The sequence below is a fragment of the Pseudomonas sp. SST3 genome (genome assembly GCF_003325755.1).
In genome coordinates this window covers 26,113-43,980 of the sequence record NZ_QORI02000023.1, presented here as the reverse complement: position 1 = coordinate 43,980, position 17,868 = coordinate 26,113, and the positions used below count along the sequence as shown (strand labels likewise).

At 65.0% G+C, this 17,868-nt stretch carries 20 protein-coding genes; all 20 read left to right on the top strand.

The features are described from left to right. Positions 1-59 precede the first annotated feature (59 nt). The 20 genes from DQ405_RS19330 (at position 60) to trbG (ending at position 17,868) form a co-directional block, all read left to right on the top strand. Positions 60-818, top strand: a complete 759-nt coding sequence (locus DQ405_RS19330) for a DUF2285 domain-containing protein (RefSeq protein WP_168425690.1) — start codon at positions 60-62, stop codon at positions 816-818. A gap of 122 nt (positions 819-940) precedes the next feature. Then, a complete protein-coding gene (locus DQ405_RS19325) occupies positions 941-1,237 on the top strand; it encodes a helix-turn-helix transcriptional regulator (protein WP_168425689.1) in 297 nt (98 codons plus the stop codon). Between the two features lie 26 nt (positions 1,238-1,263). Further along, the gene (locus DQ405_RS19320; protein ID WP_174824696.1) at positions 1,264-2,097 is read left to right on the top strand and encodes a replication initiator protein A; all 834 of its coding nucleotides are present in this window, start codon (positions 1,264-1,266) and stop codon (positions 2,095-2,097) included. A 238-nt stretch (positions 2,098-2,335) separates the two neighbouring features. Beyond that, positions 2,336-2,974 carry a ParA family partition ATPase gene (gene parA / locus DQ405_RS19315; protein ID WP_168425688.1) on the top strand — a complete coding sequence of 213 codons (639 nt, stop codon included), beginning with the start codon at positions 2,336-2,338 and terminating at the stop codon, positions 2,972-2,974. Next, positions 2,971-3,222, top strand: a complete 252-nt coding sequence (locus DQ405_RS19310) for a chromosome partitioning protein ParB (protein WP_168425705.1) — start codon at positions 2,971-2,973, stop codon at positions 3,220-3,222. The genes parA and DQ405_RS19310 overlap by 4 nt, the downstream gene beginning before the upstream one ends. Beyond that, on the top strand, positions 3,219-3,752 hold the full coding sequence (locus DQ405_RS19305; RefSeq protein ID WP_168425687.1) for a DUF2840 domain-containing protein: 534 nt from the start codon (positions 3,219-3,221) through the stop codon (positions 3,750-3,752). Before DQ405_RS19310 ends, DQ405_RS19305 begins: the two co-directional genes overlap by 4 nt. Beyond that, entirely contained in the window at positions 3,749-4,297 is a 549-nt protein-coding gene (locus DQ405_RS19300; RefSeq protein WP_168425686.1) for a S26 family signal peptidase, read from the top strand. Before DQ405_RS19305 ends, DQ405_RS19300 begins: the two co-directional genes overlap by 4 nt. Positions 4,298-4,733: 436 nt before the next feature. Further along, positions 4,734-6,713 (top strand): relaxase/mobilization nuclease and DUF3363 domain-containing protein, encoded by a 1,980-nt coding sequence (locus DQ405_RS19295; protein ID WP_168425685.1) that lies wholly within the window; start codon positions 4,734-4,736, stop codon positions 6,711-6,713. A gap of 154 nt (positions 6,714-6,867) precedes the next feature. After that, positions 6,868-7,128, top strand: coding sequence for an EexN family lipoprotein (locus DQ405_RS19290; RefSeq protein ID WP_168425684.1), 261 nt, complete (start codon positions 6,868-6,870; stop codon positions 7,126-7,128). 221 nt (positions 7,129-7,349) lie between these two features. Further along, the gene (locus DQ405_RS19285) at positions 7,350-9,353 is read left to right on the top strand and encodes a conjugal transfer protein TraG (RefSeq protein ID WP_168425683.1); all 2,004 of its coding nucleotides are present in this window, start codon (positions 7,350-7,352) and stop codon (positions 9,351-9,353) included. After that, complete coding sequence (locus tag DQ405_RS19280; RefSeq protein ID WP_168425682.1) at positions 9,350-9,808, top strand: ribbon-helix-helix protein, CopG family; 459 nt, start codon at positions 9,350-9,352, stop codon at positions 9,806-9,808. The genes DQ405_RS19285 and DQ405_RS19280 overlap by 4 nt, the downstream gene beginning before the upstream one ends. Beyond that, a complete protein-coding gene (gene trbB, locus DQ405_RS19275; RefSeq protein WP_168425681.1) occupies positions 9,805-10,830 on the top strand; it encodes a P-type conjugative transfer ATPase TrbB in 1,026 nt (341 codons plus the stop codon). The genes DQ405_RS19280 and trbB overlap by 4 nt, the downstream gene beginning before the upstream one ends. Next, the gene (locus DQ405_RS19270; protein ID WP_168425680.1) at positions 10,827-11,210 is read left to right on the top strand and encodes a TrbC/VirB2 family protein; all 384 of its coding nucleotides are present in this window, start codon (positions 10,827-10,829) and stop codon (positions 11,208-11,210) included. The genes trbB and DQ405_RS19270 overlap by 4 nt, the downstream gene beginning before the upstream one ends. Further along, positions 11,207-11,476 carry a VirB3 family type IV secretion system protein gene (locus tag DQ405_RS19265; RefSeq protein ID WP_168425679.1) on the top strand — a complete coding sequence of 90 codons (270 nt, stop codon included), beginning with the start codon at positions 11,207-11,209 and terminating at the stop codon, positions 11,474-11,476. The genes DQ405_RS19270 and DQ405_RS19265 overlap by 4 nt, the downstream gene beginning before the upstream one ends. A gap of 15 nt (positions 11,477-11,491) precedes the next feature. Beyond that, a complete protein-coding gene (gene trbE / locus DQ405_RS19260) occupies positions 11,492-13,942 on the top strand; it encodes a conjugal transfer protein TrbE (protein WP_168425678.1) in 2,451 nt (816 codons plus the stop codon). Continuing rightward, positions 13,939-14,670: a P-type conjugative transfer protein TrbJ gene (trbJ, locus tag DQ405_RS19255; RefSeq protein WP_168425677.1), complete on the top strand. Its 732-nt coding sequence runs from the start codon at positions 13,939-13,941 to the stop codon at positions 14,668-14,670. Before trbE ends, trbJ begins: the two co-directional genes overlap by 4 nt. 11 nt (positions 14,671-14,681) lie before the next feature. Then, positions 14,682-14,987, top strand: a complete 306-nt coding sequence (locus tag DQ405_RS19250) for a hypothetical protein (RefSeq protein ID WP_168425676.1) — start codon at positions 14,682-14,684, stop codon at positions 14,985-14,987. Beyond that, on the top strand, positions 14,984-16,168 hold the full coding sequence (gene trbL, locus DQ405_RS19245; protein ID WP_168425675.1) for a P-type conjugative transfer protein TrbL: 1,185 nt from the start codon (positions 14,984-14,986) through the stop codon (positions 16,166-16,168). Before DQ405_RS19250 ends, trbL begins: the two co-directional genes overlap by 4 nt. A 12-nt stretch (positions 16,169-16,180) precedes the next feature. Further along, positions 16,181-16,885: a conjugal transfer protein TrbF gene (gene trbF, locus DQ405_RS19240; RefSeq protein WP_168425674.1), complete on the top strand. Its 705-nt coding sequence runs from the start codon at positions 16,181-16,183 to the stop codon at positions 16,883-16,885. Further along, complete coding sequence (trbG, locus tag DQ405_RS19235) at positions 16,882-17,868, top strand: P-type conjugative transfer protein TrbG (protein ID WP_168425673.1); 987 nt, start codon at positions 16,882-16,884, stop codon at positions 17,866-17,868. Before trbF ends, trbG begins: the two co-directional genes overlap by 4 nt.

The window sequence follows — 17,868 nt, the reverse complement described above, 5'->3', positions numbered from 1 at the left end:
GATTATGATTCGCGTCGCGAGCCAGTGGCGGCTAAACCTGAGCAAGGGGAGGTTGCCTGATGGCTGACCGCGAAGCCGCGCAGTGGTATCCCACCGCGGCCTACCTTTACGTCCTGCACTTGGACGATGTTGACCTAGCCTGGGAGTACCTGCGCAGAAATCCGGACTACCAGAGCGACTGGCGGGATCGCCTGCGCCGGCCTGACGCGGCGCACAGCTGGGGGCTGCGCCTGCTGGAAGACCCGGATCTGGACGCGCGCGAGGCGCATCCAATCTGGTTCCCCGACCAACCGGGACTGGTCCAGCTCCACCCCGATATCGACCCCATGCCGGATTCCATAGGGTTCGATTTCTGGCGCATTCCAGGCAGCAAATGCCTCGTCCACGACGGTAGGTGCTTGCGCCTGTTGATCTGCTGGCCGGGTTGCCATGTTCAGCTCGCCATTGCGCCCGGCTTGGAGATCGGCATGGCTTTCATCTATCTCGTTCGGGCCTGCGCTAGGCAGGGCAATCGCTTCCGCACCATTGCGACTGTGCTGGACAAGCTGACTGTCGCGGCTGATGCCGCGCCTTTTGCACTGGCCCGACCTCGTCCAAGCCCTGCCGCCTTGCTTGAATTGCAGACCTTGCAGGCGCTTGACGCCACCCTGGCGGGTGCGTCTTTGCGCGAGGTGGCCAAGGGGCTATTCGGCCCCAGGGCAGTAACGGATTGTTGGCATGCCGACGCGGGTTTACGCTCGAAGGTGCGCCGCCTGGTGCGCCGTGGCCGAACGCTGATGCTCGGTGGCTACCGGCGCCTGGCACAGCTTGATGGGTGAGGGGAGGGTCGTTCCGAGCGGCCCATACAACGACCCTGAGCAGGTCGCCCGTCCTTGCTGAGACTGCCTCCATCCGGCTGCGCTGTGTGGCCGGGCTGTCCTGAACGATGGAGGCTCACCCTATGCGCCCTGCTCCCGTACGGTCTGCTGCCGCTCACGGCAAACCCCTGCAGCCCGCTGCTACTATCCAGCCGCAGCGCTACCTGACCAACGACGAGGCGGCCGAGTACCTGCGCCTGTCGCCGCGCACCCTGGAGAAACAGCGCGTAATCGGCGGCGGCCCACGCTTTCGCAAGTTCGGTCGGCGCGTCATGTACGCCATCGCTGATCTTGATGCTTGGGCGGACCAACACAGCTTCGAGGCTACCTCCGATCCGGAATACGCCGAGCAGCACTCGGCTGACAGCCGTGCGCGCTGATCGCCGGCTCGGCGGAGGCCTTCGTTATGGCCAGCTCAATGCCGGAGCGAGAGCAGCTCGACCTGTTTCGCGCCTTGCCGGGCGACATAGCGCCGCGAGACAGCCAGGATCTGATGGCCTATCCGTTCTTCTCGCTGGCCAAGTCGCGGCGCACTACGCCAATCGACTTTCGCACCGGTGGCGTCACCGTGCGGGTGGAGGGCACGCAGGAACATGGCATTGCCACGATCTGGGATGCCGACGTGCTGATTTGGGCGGCCAGCCAGATCGTGGCGGCGCGCGACGCGGGCCTATCTCCATCACGCCTGATGCGAGCTACGCCGTACGAGATCCTGCGTTTCATCGGGCGCGGGGTGTCGCTGCGCGACTACCAGCGACTCAAGGCCGCTCTGGATCGCCTGCAGTCGACCACGGTCGCCACGTCGATTCGCGAGACGACCGGGCGGCGACTGCACCGCTTCTCTTGGATCAACGAGTGGAAGGAGCTGGCCGACGCCCGCGGCGCGCCGCTGGGCATCGAGCTGATCTTGCCGGACTGGTTCTACGCAGGCGTGCTGGACGCCGCTCTGGTGCTGACCATCGACCCGGCGTACTTCCGGCTCACCGGCGGCATCGAGCGCTGGCTGTACCGCCTGGTGCGCAAGCATGGTGGCAAGCAGCCGGATGGCTGGCAGTTCGATTTCCGGCATCTGCACCGCAAGTCAGGCAGCACGGCGAGGCCCCACGACTTCGCCTGCGACCTGCGCGCTCTGGTGACGCGACAGTCGCTGCCCGGCTACGTGCTCGGCATCGAGCGGATTCCGGAGAGCAGCACGGAGCTGCTGACGTTCCGACCCGTGTCGGGCACGGCACGGGGGTAAGTGCGGGAAAACCTGTGGACGGGCTCGTGCTATCAGGCGTGCGAGGTATCGTGCTATCGGGCGTGTCCCTATCGTGCTATCAGGCGTGCGAAATCCTTTGCAGGCCCGAGACTGCGCGGCCTTCAGCTTCCCTTAACTTCTCTAACTTAAAAGCTCTAACTTTTTGTAGAAGCACGCCGTTTCGGTGGGTAACTTCAAAACGGCACGGCCAGACCTTCTCCATGAGGAGGGCCGAGTCATGATCATTGCCTTGCTCAACCAGAAAGGTGGTGTAGGCAAGACCACGCTTGCGACGCACATCGCGGGCGAACTGGCGTTGCGCGGCCAGCATGTCGTCCTCCTGGATGCCGACCCGCAGGGATCGGCACTTGACTGGACGCAGCGGCGCGCGCAGCAGGGTTTACCCAGGTTGTTCAGCGCGGTGGGCCTTGCCCGCGAAACTCTGCATCAGGAGGCGCCCGAACTGGCACGACGCGTCGATCACGTGATCATTGACGGACCTCCCCGCATCGCCGCTCTGGCGCGCTCCGCACTGCTGGCGGCCGAGCGAGTACTGATCCCCGTGCAGCCCAGTCCCTACGACCTCTGGGCCAGTGGCGATATGGTCGGGCTGATCCGCGAGGCGCAGGTGTTTCGCCCGCAGCTCGCGGCGGCATTCGTCATCAACCGGCGCGTCAGTACCACCGTCATCGGCCGCGAAGCGCGCCGGGCACTGGCCGTGCAGCCGCTGCCGGCGCTGCATGCTGAGGTTCGTCAACGTATCGTCTTCGCTGACAGCGTGACTTCCGGGCGACTTGTCCGCGAGACGGCACCGGACAGCGCCGCCGCGCACGAAATCGCCGCGCTGGTGGACGAGCTGTTGAGGTGGACGGTATGACACGCGCACCCGATAAGCGCACGGCGATCGGCTCTCGTCCCCCTGCGAACCCGCATGCTGAAGTCTGGATTCGCCAGGGCGACGCCAGCGGCGTGCAGAAAGGCGATCTCTACACCGCTCGCCTGACTCTCGACATCACGCCCGCAATGCGCGCCCGAATCAAGGTCTCGGCGTTCACCCAGGGGATAACGGTCGCCGACTTGCTGCGCGCGCTCCTGGAGCGCGAGTTCCCGGGGAGCACGCCATGAACGTCCAGCCTTCGGTGTCCATTCCTGAACGTCTGCCACCGCTTGCAGTGCTCGCCGGGCAGACCAACGCCGCGCAGCTGACCCGCGTGTCGCTCGCCTATGTGGAGCAACGCATCGAGCTCTACCTGCGTTTTGGCGAGGCGGCGAGCATCACCCGCCTGGATCATTGGCGACGTGTTGCGGTGTTCCTGCCTGGCGCCGTCTTTTGCCGCGTCGGCTGGCAGGCCAACGACTACGGCACGATCCGCTGGCAGCTGAGGGTGATGCAGGCGTGTACGCAACTGGAAGCGGCGCAGCGCATCCCCGGCGTGTTGCCCGGCGCGCGGCTACTGCTCGTCGCCGAGGGCGAGCCTGCGGTGCGCGCGGTGCTGGCGCAGATCGATGCCATCGAGGCGCTGGGCATCGCCCCGGCCAGCGTGTCGCCCGCGTACTGGCGCACGTTGGGCAACCGGCTCGCCGCGCGTCTGCCGCTGCCGGCGTACAACATTGAGCGGCATACCGCCTGGCTGGCGGGGACGGCGCTGACATGAGCACTCCTCGCTCGCGCCAGCGTGTGCGCTCCGTGTTGGCAGCACTATCCGCCTGCGGCCTCGCTGCGCTTGCCTGGGCGTCCCTTGTGCAGCCCGATGCTCGCGTTATCTACAACGCTTCGGACAGCGTCCCGGTCGGTTGGTATCGCATAGATCCTCTTGGACGACAGGCTGACTTGCCGGCAGTTGGCAGCATCGTGCTGATCCGGCTGCCAGATACTGTCGCTGCGCTTGCCGCACAACGTGGCTACCTGCCGATAGGCATCCCGTTGCTCAAGCGCGTGGGCGCGGTTGCGCCGCAGAAGGTGTGCGTCACTGACAGCATCGTGCGGATCGACGGCGTGCCCGTGGCTGCCGCACTGACTACTGATCGACAGGGCCGCCTATTGCAGGCTTGGCCGGGGTGTCGACGGCTTCGTCATGGTGAGCTATTTCTGCTGAGCACGACCAATCCGGCGTCGTTCGACAGTCGCTATTTCGGGCCGATTAGCACATCCGTCGTGCTCGGCGTTGCGCACCCGCTCTGGCTGGAGAGAAGCCAGTGATGGGCACCGACTCGCTGCGCTGCGTCGCGCCCTCTGGCATGTCGCCCTGTGGGCTAGCGCCGGGTCGTCGTGCGTGCAGCACGGGTGCGTTCGCACCGCGTCTGGCACGACCTGCGGCGCAGCCATCCAGCGTGCAGACGCCTAGCCTCGAGCGAACCCGACCAGCGGCCGTCACCGCTTTCGCCGACGGACCGGCTATGTGCAGCGAAACACCTCGGGGCGTTCGAGGACTGGAGCGTACGCGACAGAAAAAAACGGAAGGCAAGACAAAAGGGTGCGGCACTTGCTCGCCCAGAACGCCAGCCTGCACGTGGGGTAGGAGCAGCACGACAAACCTTCGTCGCCGTGCCGTATATGGCATGCAGAACCCGCCGATGCTGGCATGCCCGCGTGCTTCGTACGCGGGTGCACGCCCTGGCTTGCAGAGGAGATAACCATGGCCGATGGCCGCGACGACGACTTCCGCGTACGTCCCAACGCGCCAAAGAACCGCGACAAGGGCTTCGTTTCCAAAGTGCTCAAGCAGGTCGGCAAGGCGGGGGGGAAATCGGCAGTGCGGCGCCCGGCACTGGTCGGCGGCAAGGGGCAAAAACCCGGGCAGCGACCAGGCTCGCGGTTGGGGCGAGGGCACACGGCGGCGCGCTTCGCGGGAGCCTCGCTCACGCCATTCTCGCGCCGCGTGGCCATCAAGACTTTGTTGGTCAACCAGCGCCAGGCCAGCCCGCAGTCGCTGGCCAAACACCTGCGCTACATCGAGCGAGACGGTGCCGGCCGCGATGGCCAACCAGGCCAGGCCTACGGACCGCAGACGGACGAGGCCGACCTCGGTACCTTCAGGGAGTGCTGCACCGATGACCGCCACCATTTCCGCTTCATCGTCGCGCCGGAGGACGGCGCCGAACTGGACGATTTGCGGGCTTACATCCGGCAGTTGATGGGGCGCATGGAGGCCGACTTGGGGACGAGGCTGGATTGGGTGGCGGTGGATCACTGGAACACCGATAACCCGCACACCCATATCGTATTGCGCGGACGCGACGACACCGGCAAGGACCTCATTATTGCCAGCGACTATATCGCCCACGGCTTCCGCCACCGTGCCGCCGAAATCGCCACCGAGTGGCTGGGGCCGCGCACCGAGTTGGAGATTCAGCAGACGCTGCAGCGCGAAGTCGAGCAGGAGCGCTGGACGAGCCTGGATCGCACTTTGCGGCGGGAGGCGGGGGGCGATGGGACGCTGCAGGTCGAACGCCTCAACGAACCGCAGTTGCAGCGCCAACGCCTTTTGCTGATCGGTCGCCTGCAGCACTTGCAGCGCATGGCGCTAGCCGAAGAGGTTCGCCCCGGCGCTTGGACCATCCACGATGATGCCGAGAAAACCTTGCGTGCGCTGGGTGAGCGAGGCGACATCATTCGTATCCTACAACGCGCCATGAATAGCCAGCCACGAGAGCTGGCGGTATTCGAGCCGGGGGAGGAGGGGCGTGCCGTGCTCGGCCGGGTGGCGGCCAAGGGGATGGCCGACGAGCTGCGTGACCGAGGCTATCTGGTCACCGACGGCATCGACGGTAAGGCCCATTACGTCGCGCTCAATGCCCGCGACGAGCTGGCGAATTACCCGATAGGGTCGGTGGTGGAAGTGCGCGGCTCGGCCGAGCTACGCGCGGCCGACCGTAGCATCGCCGCGCTGGCGAGCGATGGCCTGTACCGCACTAGCCACCACCTCGCGATTGCCCAGGGGCAGGCACAGGCTGGCCGCGATCCGCATGAGGTCGTGGCAGCCCATGTTCGTCGGCTGGAAGCCCTGCGTCGTGCCGGCATAGTAGAACGGGTGGCGGAGGGGCTATGGAAGGTGCCCGGCGACCTGCCCGAGCGCGGCCGCCAGTACGACGTTCAGCGCCTAGGAAGCGTAGCTGTGCAGTTGAAGTCGCACCTGCCGATAGAGCAGCAAACCCGTGTGATCGGCGCCACCTGGCTCGACCAACAACTGATCGGCGGTGGGCGCGGGCTGGGCGAGCTCGGATTTGCTGGAGAAGTACGGCAGGCCATCCATCAGCGTGCCGATTTCCTGGTCGAGCAAGGGCTGGCAGAAAGGCGAGGTCAGCGTGTGGTCCTAACGCGCGATCTGCTGGCGACGCTACGCAGCCGAGAACTGGCCCAAACTGCCCGGGACATCGCCTCCAAAACGGGATTGGAGCACCGGCCTGCGCAAGAGGGGCAGCGGGTGACGGGCATCTATCGCCGTAGCGTCATGCTCGCCAGCGGACGTTACGCTGTGCTGGAAGATGGGAAGGGATTCAGCCTGGTGCCCTGGAAGCCGGTCATCGAGCAGCGGCTAGGGCAACAGCTCGCCGCGACAATGCGCGGCAGTGCGGTGTCCTGGGAGTTCGGGAGGTCTCGAGGTATTGGGATCTGATGGACCTCGGCGCGCTGTTCGATCGACCTACTGATCTCTCGGTACGCGACGATTGGTAGCGCTGACACCTGTCACCAATGCTTGCGACCCAGCGAGCCTCGGGAGTACGCCTGAGCCCTGCAGTAATTCAACCCGCAACTCTGAGGAGACAACTATGAGGTACCTGACACCGATACTGTGTGTGTTGGCACTCACCGCCTGTAGCGAGCCTGATAGGCCAGCGGCATCGCTGCCAACAGTTGAAGAGCTGGCCGCGGACCCGGTGCAGCTGAAAGAGCTTCGCCCGCAATGCAAGCTGGACCGCGCGAAACTAGGTGATCAATTGTGCAATCGGGTTGCAGAAGCCACACGCAAGCGGTTCTTGGGCGATGGGAAAGTGCCCTACACACCGCCGAAAGAACCGCCCAAGTTCTGAACGTCAGCGGTTCGCGATAAATTTTCCAGTTCCCTGTCGACACGCCGCAACGCGTTAATGCTTGCGGCGTTTTCTCTCTACTCGCTCGCGCATGAATTGATGCGTTTCAGTCCAGCTTTGTCCCGATAACGGTCTTTGACCGGCACCGGAACGGCACCGAATCTCCCCCCGTGCAGCCAGGTTGCGTGCTGCTTTCATCGTGAAATTGGGGGGAGCTGACTATGCTCGGGACGAACGTGCTGTTCGGACAGATCGCCGCCGTGTTTGGCATCGTGACCGTCGGTGTGTGGGGCGCCACGCAATGGACAGCCGCCACCCTGGGTTATCAAATACGCCTGGGCACGCCCTGGTTCGAGTGTTTCGGAACACCGGTTTATCACCCCTGGAGGCTGTTCGACTGGTGGTTCTTCTTCGGTGCCTATGCGCCGCAGGTTTTCGACATCGGCGGTGCCATTGCCGGAGCAAGCGGCATGGTGGCTGTGGGCGTCGCCATCGCTATGTCGGTCTGGCGCGCGCGCCAGTCGCGACAGGTCACGACCTATGGCTCGGCGCGCTGGGCCGAGACCAACGACATCCGCAAGGCGGGGCTGGACCGTCCGGCCGGTGTCCTCCTCGGGCTGTACGATGACCAGTACCTGCGCCACGACGGGCCGGAGCATGTCCTGGCCTTTGCGCCGACTCGCTCGGGCAAGGGCGTAGGCCTGGTGGTTCCTACCTTGCTGAGTTGGCCAGCCTCTGCCGTCATCCACGACATCAAGGGCGAGAACTGGAACCTCACCGCCGGCTGGCGCTCGCGCTTCTCGCACTGCCTGCTATTCAACCCCACCGATCCGCTTTCGGCCGCCTACAACCCGCTGCTGGAAGTGCGCCGGGGAGCGCATGAGGTGCGCGATGTGCAGAACATCGCCGACATTCTGGTCGACCCGGAAGGCGCGCTGGAGCGGCGCAACCATTGGGAGAAGACTTCGCATGCGCTGCTGGTCGGGGCCATCTTGCACGTACTTTACGCCGGCGAGGATAAGACGTTGCGTGGTGTCGCCAACTTCCTGAGCGACCCAGAATGTCCATTCGAGGTAACGCTGCACCGGATGATGACGACGCGGCACCTGGGTGACGAGACGCATCCGGTGGTGGCGTCCGCCGCCCGAGAGGTGCTCAACAAGAGCGACAACGAGCGCTCGGGTGTGCTGAGCACCGCCATGTCGTTCTTGGGGCTGTACCGCGATCCCACGGTGGCCCAGGTGACCTCGCACTGCGACTGGCGCATCGCCGACCTGATCGCCGCCGAGCATCCGGTGTCGCTGTACCTGGTGGTGCCGCCCTCGGATATCAGCCGTACCAAGCCGCTAATCCGCCTGATCCTCAACCAGATTGGCCGGCGCCTCACCGAATCACTCGACGGCAGCGATGGCGTGCAACGGCGCCACAAACTGTTATTGATGCTCGACGAGTTCCCCGCGCTCGGGCGACTGGACTTCTTCGAGTCGGCGCTGGCGTTCATGGCGGGCTATGGCCTGCGCGCATTCCTGATATCGCAATCGCTCAACCAGATCGACAAGGCGTACGGGCAGAACCATTCCATTCTCGACAACTGCCATGTGCGCGTGACCTTCGCCACCAACGACGAGCGCACGGCCAAGCGTATCTCCGAGACGCTCGGCACCGCGACGGAATTGCGCGCGCAGCGCAACTACGCGGGCCATCGGCTGGCCCCATGGCTGGGGCACCTGATGGTCTCGCGCCAGGAAACGGCGCGGCCGCTGCTGACCCCAGGCGAGGTGATGCAGCTCCCTCCGGACGAGGCCGTGGTGATGGTGTCCAGCGTCGCGCCGATCAAGGCGCGGAAGCTGCGCTACTACAGCGACGCCAACTTCAAGCGTCGCGTACTGCCGTCGCCAGCTCTCGTGGCTGGGCGCTACGCCGACGCACCGCCAGCGCGGGAAGATGACTGGAGCGGTCTGGCCCTGCCGGCGACGTCTGCGCCTTCGCCCTCGACACTCGGCGATGGTCCTGCTGCCAGCGCGGCGGACGATGGCGGCCCGCGCCTCCAGCCCGAACTGTCCGAAACCGTCACTTACAACCCGGAGCAGGCGGCTGCTGGCAACGACCTGGCGCTGCTCGATGATGACGACCTACAGCCCGTTCTGCCTCGCCAGTTCGATCCGGCCACGCAGCGCGTAGCCCGGCTGGCTGCCCTCGATCCCGACGACGGAATCCAGCTATGAGCCAGTACCGCCTCAATCTTTTCATCCAACCCGAGCATGCCCGCCGCCTGGATGAGTTGGCCGCTAAGAAGGGCGTGTCCAAGTCTTCCATCGTTGCGGCGGCCCTGGCGTCCTGGCTGTCGCCGGAGGCCGGCGACCAGCGCGAGGCCGCCGTCGCCAAGCGGCTGGATCGCCTGTCGCGGCAATTCGAGCGCCTGGAACGCGACCAGACCATCGAGATCGAGACGCTGGCGCTGTTCGTACGCTACTTCCTGACCGTCAGCACGCCTGTGCCCGAGGCCCACCAGGAGGCGGCCAAGGCCCAGGGCAAGGCGCGCTTCGAACAGTTCGTCGAGCAACTCGGTCGCCACCTGCTGCGTGGGCGGAGTCTGGTGCGGGACGTGGTGGATGAGTTGTACCCGGACGGCCAGCGCATGGATGGACCCGCAGGCGAAGCGCGGGAGCCGAATTCATGAGCGCCGCGCCTCAGTCCTTCATTGCTACCTCGCTGGACCGGCGTATCCGTATGTTGCGCACGGCGATGGGGCCGGTGATCGCCGCCGCGCTCGAAGATCCGGACGTGGTCGAGGTCATGCTCAATCCTGACCGCTCGCTGTGGGTGGATCGTTTGTCGTCGGGACGGGCGCCGCTGGGCGCGGAGCTATCCGAGGCAGACGGCGAGCGCATCATCCGCTTGGTGGCCGCGCATGTCGGCGCCGAGGTGCATCGCGGTCAACCGCTGCTGACTGCCGAACTACCGGAAACCGGCGAACGCTTCGAGGGCATCCTGCCGCCGGCGGCGCCGGGACCCGCCTTCGCCTTGCGCAAGCGGGCCGTGGGCGTCGTCCCGCTGGAGCGCTACGTGGCAGACGGGATGATGACCGCCGCACAAGCCTCGTTCCTGCGCGGCGCAGTGCTTGAGCGGCAGAACATCCTGATCGCCGGAGGTACCAGTACCGGGAAGACCACACTCGCCAATGCGCTGCTCGCCGAGATAGCTGCCACTGGCGACCGTGTACTGGTGCTTGAAGACACCATCGAGCTGCAATGTACCGCGCGCGATCACGTACCTCTACGCACCCGTGCGGGGGTCGTGTCGATGCGCGAACTGGTCCGCTCCACGATGCGACTGCGCCCTGATCGCGTGGTGGTTGGAGAGGTGCGCGGCAGCGAAGCGCTGGATCTTATCAAGGTGTGGGGCACTGGCCACCCGGGCGGCATCGCCACCATCCATGCCGGCTCCGTTCTAGGCGCACTGCTGCGGCTGGAGCAGCTGGTGCTGGAAGTAGCCATGAATCCGCCGCGCGCGCTGATTGCCGAGGCGGTCAACGTAGTGATCTTCATCGCCGGCCGTGGCCGCCTGCGCCGAGTCGAGAGCATCGCTCGCGTAGTCGGCTACGACGGGACGGGCTACCGCCTGGCTGACGTGCAGGACGCGTTACCCGCCACCCCAACCGTTCCTTCTTTGTCCACGACCACTCTTGGAGAATTGCCATGACCCCAGCACTCGCGCCTTTTAGTCGCTTTTCCGTAAACGCAGCTACCTGCCGGGCGCAGCTGCGCCACTTGGCCGCGCCTGTCCAGCGAGGCCTGCTGCTGGCTGTCGTAGCGCTGATGTCAGCCGGCACGGCGAGGGCCGCCGGCTCCTCAATGCCTTGGGAAGGCCCGCTCGAATCCATCCTCGAATCAATCCAGGGGCCGGTGGCGCGCATCGTCGCGGTGATCATCATCATCGCCACGGGGCTGGCGCTGGCCTTTGGCGATACCTCGGGCGGCTTCCGCAAGCTGATCCAGATCGTATTCGGCCTGAGCATCGCCTTCGCCGCATCGTCGTTCTTCCTGTCGTTCTTCAGCTTCGCCGGCGGGGCAGTCGTATGAGTACGGAAAGCGACCTGCCGGGCTTCGAGGTGCCGCTGCATCGGTCGCTGACCGAGCCGATCCTGCTCGGCGGCGCGCCGCGGACTGTGGCCATTGCCAACGGCACGCTGGCTGCCGCCGTCGGGCTGGGCCTGCAGCTCTGGCTCCCCGGGCTGGTGCTTTGGCTGGTCGGGCATGCGCTTGCGGTTTGGGGCGCGCGCGTCGATCCGCAGTTCGTGCAGGTATTTGCGCGGCACCTTAAAAACAAGTCGCTGCTGGACGTGTGAGGGGAGGGCGTCGCGATGCTGAACCTTGCCGAATACCGTAAGCGCCCAGCGCTGCTTGCCGATTGGCTACCGTGGGCCGGCGTGGTTGCGCCCGGCGTTGTGCTGAATAAGGACGGCTCGTTCCAGCGCACGGCGCGCTTCCGTGGCCCTGACCTCGACAGCGCGACGCAAGGCGAGCTGGTGGCCACTACCGCGAGACTAAACAACGCATTGCGCCGGCTCGGTGCTGGCTGGGCGTTGTTTGTCGAGGCTGAACGATGCCCAGCGAGAGGATATCCGCAGTCGCACTTCCCTGAGCCGCTGGCCTGGCTCGTGGACGAGGAGCGCCGCGCAACCTTCGAGGAGGTTGGTAACCACTTCGAGAGTCACTATCACCTCACGCTGCAGTACATGCCGCCCGAGGAGTCGCATGCCCGCGCAGCCAAACTGATCTATGAGAACACCTCGATGGCGGGCGTGGACTGGCGCGAGCGCCTCACGGCCTTCATTGCCGAGACCGAGCGCATCTTCGATCTTCTTATTGGCGTGATGCCGGAGATTGATTGGTTGGATGACGGCGAGACGCTGAGCTATCTGCATGCGACTGTCTCGACGCGGCGTTATCGCGTCGGAGTGCCGGAGATGCCGTTCCATCTCGACATGCTGCTGGCCGACGTGCCGCTGCTCGGTGGCCTGGCGCCGAGGTTGGGTGATGAATATCTGCGTGTGGTGACAGTGCGGGGTTTCCCGACCTCGACCTGGCCGGGTATTCTGGATGACCTCAACCGGCTGGGCTTTGCTTACCGTTGGAGCACACGCTTCCTCTATCTGGACAAGGACGAAGCGGAAAGAGAGCTTGGCCGCCTGCGCCGTCAGTGGTTCGCCAAGCGCAAGAGCGTGCTGGCGCTATTGCGCGAAACCCTCTTCCAGCAAGAAAGCCCGCTCGTCGATACCGATGCCAGCAACAAGGCGGCGGATGCGGATGCCGCTCTGCAGGCGCTGGGCAGCGACCAGGTCGCCTTCGGCTTCCTGACTGCAACCGTGACGGTGCTCGACACGGATGCCGACCTGGCCGACGAGAAGCTACGCAGGGTGGAGCGTGTCATCCAGGGCCGTGGCTTCGTCACCATCCCCGAATCTCTCAATGCGGTCGAAGCATGGCTGTCGTCGATTCCGGGCAACGCCTACGCCAACGTGCGGCAGCCTATCGTATCGACGCTGAACCTCTCACACCTGGTGCCGGTGTCGGCGGTCTGGGCCGGACCGGAGCGCAACACGCACCTCGACGGTCCGCCATTGATCGTGACGCGCACCGAGGGCGCAACGCCGTTCAGGCTGGTCACGCATATCGGCGACGTCGGGCACACGCTGGTCGTCGGCCCGACGGGCATGGGCAAGTCCGTTTTGCTCGCTACGCTGGCGATGCAGTTCCGCCGCTATCCGGGGTCGCGCGTGTTTGTGTTCGACATGGGGCGCTCGATGCGAGCGACGGTGTTGGGGCTGGGCGGCGAGCACTACGACCTGGGCGCCGATAATGCGATCGCCTTCCAGCCGCTCGCGCGTATCGACGAGGAGGGCAGTCGCAGCTGGGCAGCCGAGTGGGTCGAAGGGCGTCTGCTGCACGAGGGCGTGGCCGTTGGTCCTGATGAAAAGGCGGCCATCTGGTCGGCGCTTGGCAGCCTCGCTGGGGCTCCCGTCGAACAGCGCACGCTCACCGGCCTGTCGGTGCTGCTGCAGTCGAACGTGCTGCGCCAGGCGCTGGCACCCTATGTGCTGGGCGGAGCGCACGGCAAGCTGCTCGATGCTGACCTCGACTACCTGAGCATGCCCGATGTGCAATGTTTTGAGATGGCGGAGCTGATGCCCAGCAAAGCCGCGGTGCTGGCCGTGCTGGCTTACCTGTTCGCACGTATTGAGGAGCGTTTTGATGGTTCGCCGACGCTGCTGATCCTCGACGAATCCTGGCTGTTCCTCGACGATCCGCTGTTTGCCGCGCGTATTCGCCAGTGGCTCAAGACACTTCGCAAGAAGAATGTCAGCGTGATCTTCGCCACGCAGTCGCTGGCCGACATCAAGGATTCGACCATCGCCCCGGCGATCATCGAAAGCTGCGCGAGCCGCATCTTCCTGCCCAACCCACAGGCGACCGAGCCACAGATCCGCAAGATCTACGCGGGTTTCGGCCTCAATGAGCGGCAGATCGATATCGTCGCCACCGCCCAGCCCAAGCGCGATTACTACTACCAATCCCGTGCAGGGAATCGGCTGTTCGATCTCGACCTAGGGCCTGTCGCGCTCGCGTTCGCGGGGGCCTCGAAGCCCCAGGACCAGCGGGCCATCGACGGCGTGCTGCGCGATGTCGGCGTGCCGGGCTTCGCCGCTGCCTGGCTGCGTCATCGCGGCCTGGACTGGGCCGCCGAGTTGCTTTCATCCGCGCCATCCATGGCGACTGTCGTTTCTAATGATCCCCACAAGGACTGCCAATGAAGACCCGCGCCCTTTCGGTATCCCTCGCTGTCGCGCTTTCGTTGCCTGCGGTCCAGTCGGCATTGGCCTTGACGGTGGTCGACCCGACGAACCTCGTGCAGAACACGCTAACGGCAGTTCGCACGCTCGAGCAGATCAATAACCAGGTGCAGCAGCTACAGAACGAGTCGCGGATGCTCATCAACCAGGCTCGCAACCTGGCCAGCCTTGATTACAACGTGGTCAATCGTCTACGCGCATCACTGCTCAGAAGCGAGCGGTTGATTGCAGAGGCGCAGGGACTCGCCTACGACCTGCAGAACCTGGACAGCGAGTTCGCCCGGATTTACCCGGACAAATACGCCGCCACCGTTAGCGGAGACCAGATGTACCGGGACGCCCAAGAACGTTGGGCACATACGCTCAATGGCCTGCACACCGCGATGCGCATGCAGGCGCAGGTCTCTCGAAACCTCAGCGACGACGAAAGCTCGCTGGGGGACCTGGTGGGCCAGAGCCAGTCGGCCACCGGTGCCCTGCAGGCCATGCAGGCAACCAATCAGTTGCTGGCCCTGCAGGCAAAGCAGTCCATCCAGGCACAGCAGCTTCAACTCACCCAGGACCGAGCAGCCGCACTGGAGCTGGCCCGGCAGGCGGCGGCAACCGAGCGCGCACGAGAAGTCAGGCGGCGCTTCCTTGGAGAGGGCACGCCTTATACGCCGCATCCGGTCCAGTTCTACGGCAACTGACGGAGGTCATCATGCGATACGCCTTCGTGTTGTCGTTTGCAGCGCTGACGGCCTGTGGTCAGCCGTCCAGCGAAGGGCTGGCAAATAGAACCTACCGGCTTGAGGTGCTGCGCGCCCAGTGCGTAGCTGACGACGATAGCGCTTGCCGTGCCGCAGCCGAGGCGTATCGGCGTCGTTTCTTCGACGGTACGGGCGGCCCGGACGAGTACGGGGTTTTGGCGCAACTGCCGCCGATTCCACCGACTTTTGATAGCCCCATCGACGCTGAACCAGGGCATGAGCGGCACGCAGCTTTCGCTTCGGAGGACTCTCGATGAACGACGTGACAGTCATCGACCGCTTCCTCGATATCTTCTCGCGGTATATCGACTCAGGCTTTGGGCTGCTTCACGGCGAGGTCGCTTACCTAACCGCCGTCCTGGTCGCCATCGACATGACAATCGCCGGACTGTACTGGGCGCTCGGGCATACCGCCGGCCAGGGTGAGGATGTGATGGCCAAGCTGATCCGCAAGGTGCTCTATGTCGGTGCCTTCGCCTACATCATCGGCAATTTCAACTGGCTGGCCAGCATCGTCTTCCGTTCTTTTGCTGGGCTGGGCCTGATGGCAACCGGCTCGCTCGGTATGGAGACTTTCCTGCAGCCGGGGCGGTTGGCAAAGGCAGGCATCGACGCCGGCGCACCGATCCTCGAGCAGATCGGCGAGTTGACCGGCTTCCCCGAGGTATTCGTCAACCTCGAGCCGATTGTCATCTTGTTTCTGGCCTATCTGGTGGTCATCGCCTGCTTCTTCACGCTGGCGATACAGCTGTTCATCACCCTGATCGAGTTCAAGCTGACCACGCTCGCGGGCTTTGTGCTGGTGCCGTTCGCGCTGTGGAACAAGACCGCGTTCCTCGCCGAAAAGGTGTTGGGCAACGTGGTGTCCTCCGGTGTCAAGGTGCTGGTGCTGGCGGTCATCGTCGGCATCGGTACCGGGTTGTTCGCAGAGTTTCAGGTGCATCCCGATGAGCCCTCCATCGACCATGCGCTGGTCGTGGTGCTGGCCTCGCTGGCGTTGCTTGCCCTTGGCATTTTCGGTCCGGGCATCGCCACGGGATTGATCTCAGGTGGCCCGCAATTGGGAGCAGGAGCAATGGCAGGTGCCGCGCTCGGTACGGCGGGGATGGCTGTAGCTGCCGGCGCCGCAGCGACCGGTGTCGGCGCTGCGGTTGCAGCCGGCGCACGCATGGCACCAGCCGCGAAGTTGGCTGCTGGGATGCGGTCGCTTCATGACCGATTGGCTGCGGGAGGTGGGGCTTCTGTTGGCGGCAGTTCTGCCTCCCTGGGCAATGCGACCCAGGGCGCCTTCGATGCTAAGGCGCAACCCGCGTGGGCCAGGCGACTGCAGCGACGCCAGCAAATCAGTCATGCCGCCACCACCGTTGCGCACACGCTACGCGGTGGCGACGGCGGCGGTTCAGGCAGTGGCCCAAACCTGCGGGATTCGGATTCATAAGGAGGATGAACCATGCGCTTCAGACGACCGCGGGTGCGCTACGCCGAGACGCCGCTACCTGCCACCCCTTACCAGGCCGCCGCCCAGGCGTGGGACGAGCGCATCGGATCGGCTCGCGTGCAGGCGAAGAACTGGCGCCTGATGGCCTTCGGTTGCCTGGTGCTCGCCCTGTTGATGGCGGGTGGCCTGGTCTGGCGTTCGGCGCAGTCCATCGTTACGCCCTACGTGGTGGAGGTCGACCGGTCCGGGCAAGTGCGCGCGGTTGGCGAGGCTGCCACACCGTACCGGCCGGCCGATGCGCAAGTTGCCTATCACCTGGCGCGTTTCATCACGCTGGTGCGTTCGCTATCCATCGACCCGATCGTGGTGCGGCAGAACTGGCTCGACGCCTACGACTACACCACCGACCGTGGAGCGGCCGTGCTCAACGACTACGCGCGCACCAACGATCCGTTCGCCCGTATTGGCAAGGAGTCGGTGACGGTGCAAGTCAGCAGCGTCGTGCGGGCCAGCGACGCTTCTTTCAACGTGCGCTGGACGGAGAAGCGCTTCGTCAACGGCTCGCCTGCCAGCACCGAACGCTGGAACGCCGTGATTTCCACCGTCCTGCAATCCCCGCGTACCGAACAGCGCCTGCGCAAGAACCCCCTGGGCATCTACGTCAACGGGCTGTCGTGGAGCCGCGAGATCGATGTGCCCGAAGGAGCCAAGCCATGAATCTGTCCTTCCGTAAATCCGCTTTTCTCTTTATTCCGTTGGCCTTGGCCGGCTGCTCTAGCCAGAGCAAGCCTCCGCCGCGCATCACGCTCGACGAGCCGGTGCAAGCGCAGCTGCTGCCTGAGCCACCGAAGCCGGTGGAAGTGGTGGAGGTGCCCAAGGTGCTGCCGATGCCGGGGCAGGTGAAGCGCTTGCCAGATGAGGCCAGTCGGACTCCGGAGCCGGCCGACGAGAAGGTGAGGGTGTCGCGCGCGAACCGTGAGGCGAGGGTGGCGCCCACCCGCGAGGGCTACGTCAATGCGATTCAGGTTTGGCCCTACAGCGATGGCGCGCTGTACCAGGTCTACGCCGCGCCGGGGCGCGTGACGGTGATCGCGCTGCAGGCCGGCGAAGAGCTGGTGACGGTAGCTGCCGGCGACACGGTCCGCTGGATCGTTGGCGACACCTCTAGCGGGGCTGGCGATACGCTACGCGTTAATGTGCTGGTCAAACCGATCCGCTCGGATCTGAAGACCAACCTGGTCATCACCACCAGCCGGCGCACCTACCTGATTGAGCTGACCTCGACCGAGCGAGCCTGGATGGCCTCGGTATCCTGGGGCTACCCGAAGGACGAGATGTTGGCCCTGCAGCGCCGGGCGCGGGCCGCGCAGGCGAGCGCGCCGGTCGATACCGGCCTTTCGCTCGAGAAGATTCGCTTTAGGTATGCGTTCAGCGGCAGCAACCCACCGTGGCAACCGCTGCGGGCATTTGATGATGGCGAGAAGGTATACATCCAATTTCCTGCTGGCATCGCCCAGGGCGAGTTGCCACCACTGTTCGTAATCGGCGCGCAGGGCGATGGGCAATTGGTCAACTACCGCTTCCGCTCGCCGTACTACATCGTGGATCGGCTATTCGGCGCAGCCGAGCTGCGCCTGGGAGCCGACAAGGGCGACGTTGTGCGTATCGAGCGCACGGATGGTGTGGCACGGAGGAACTGA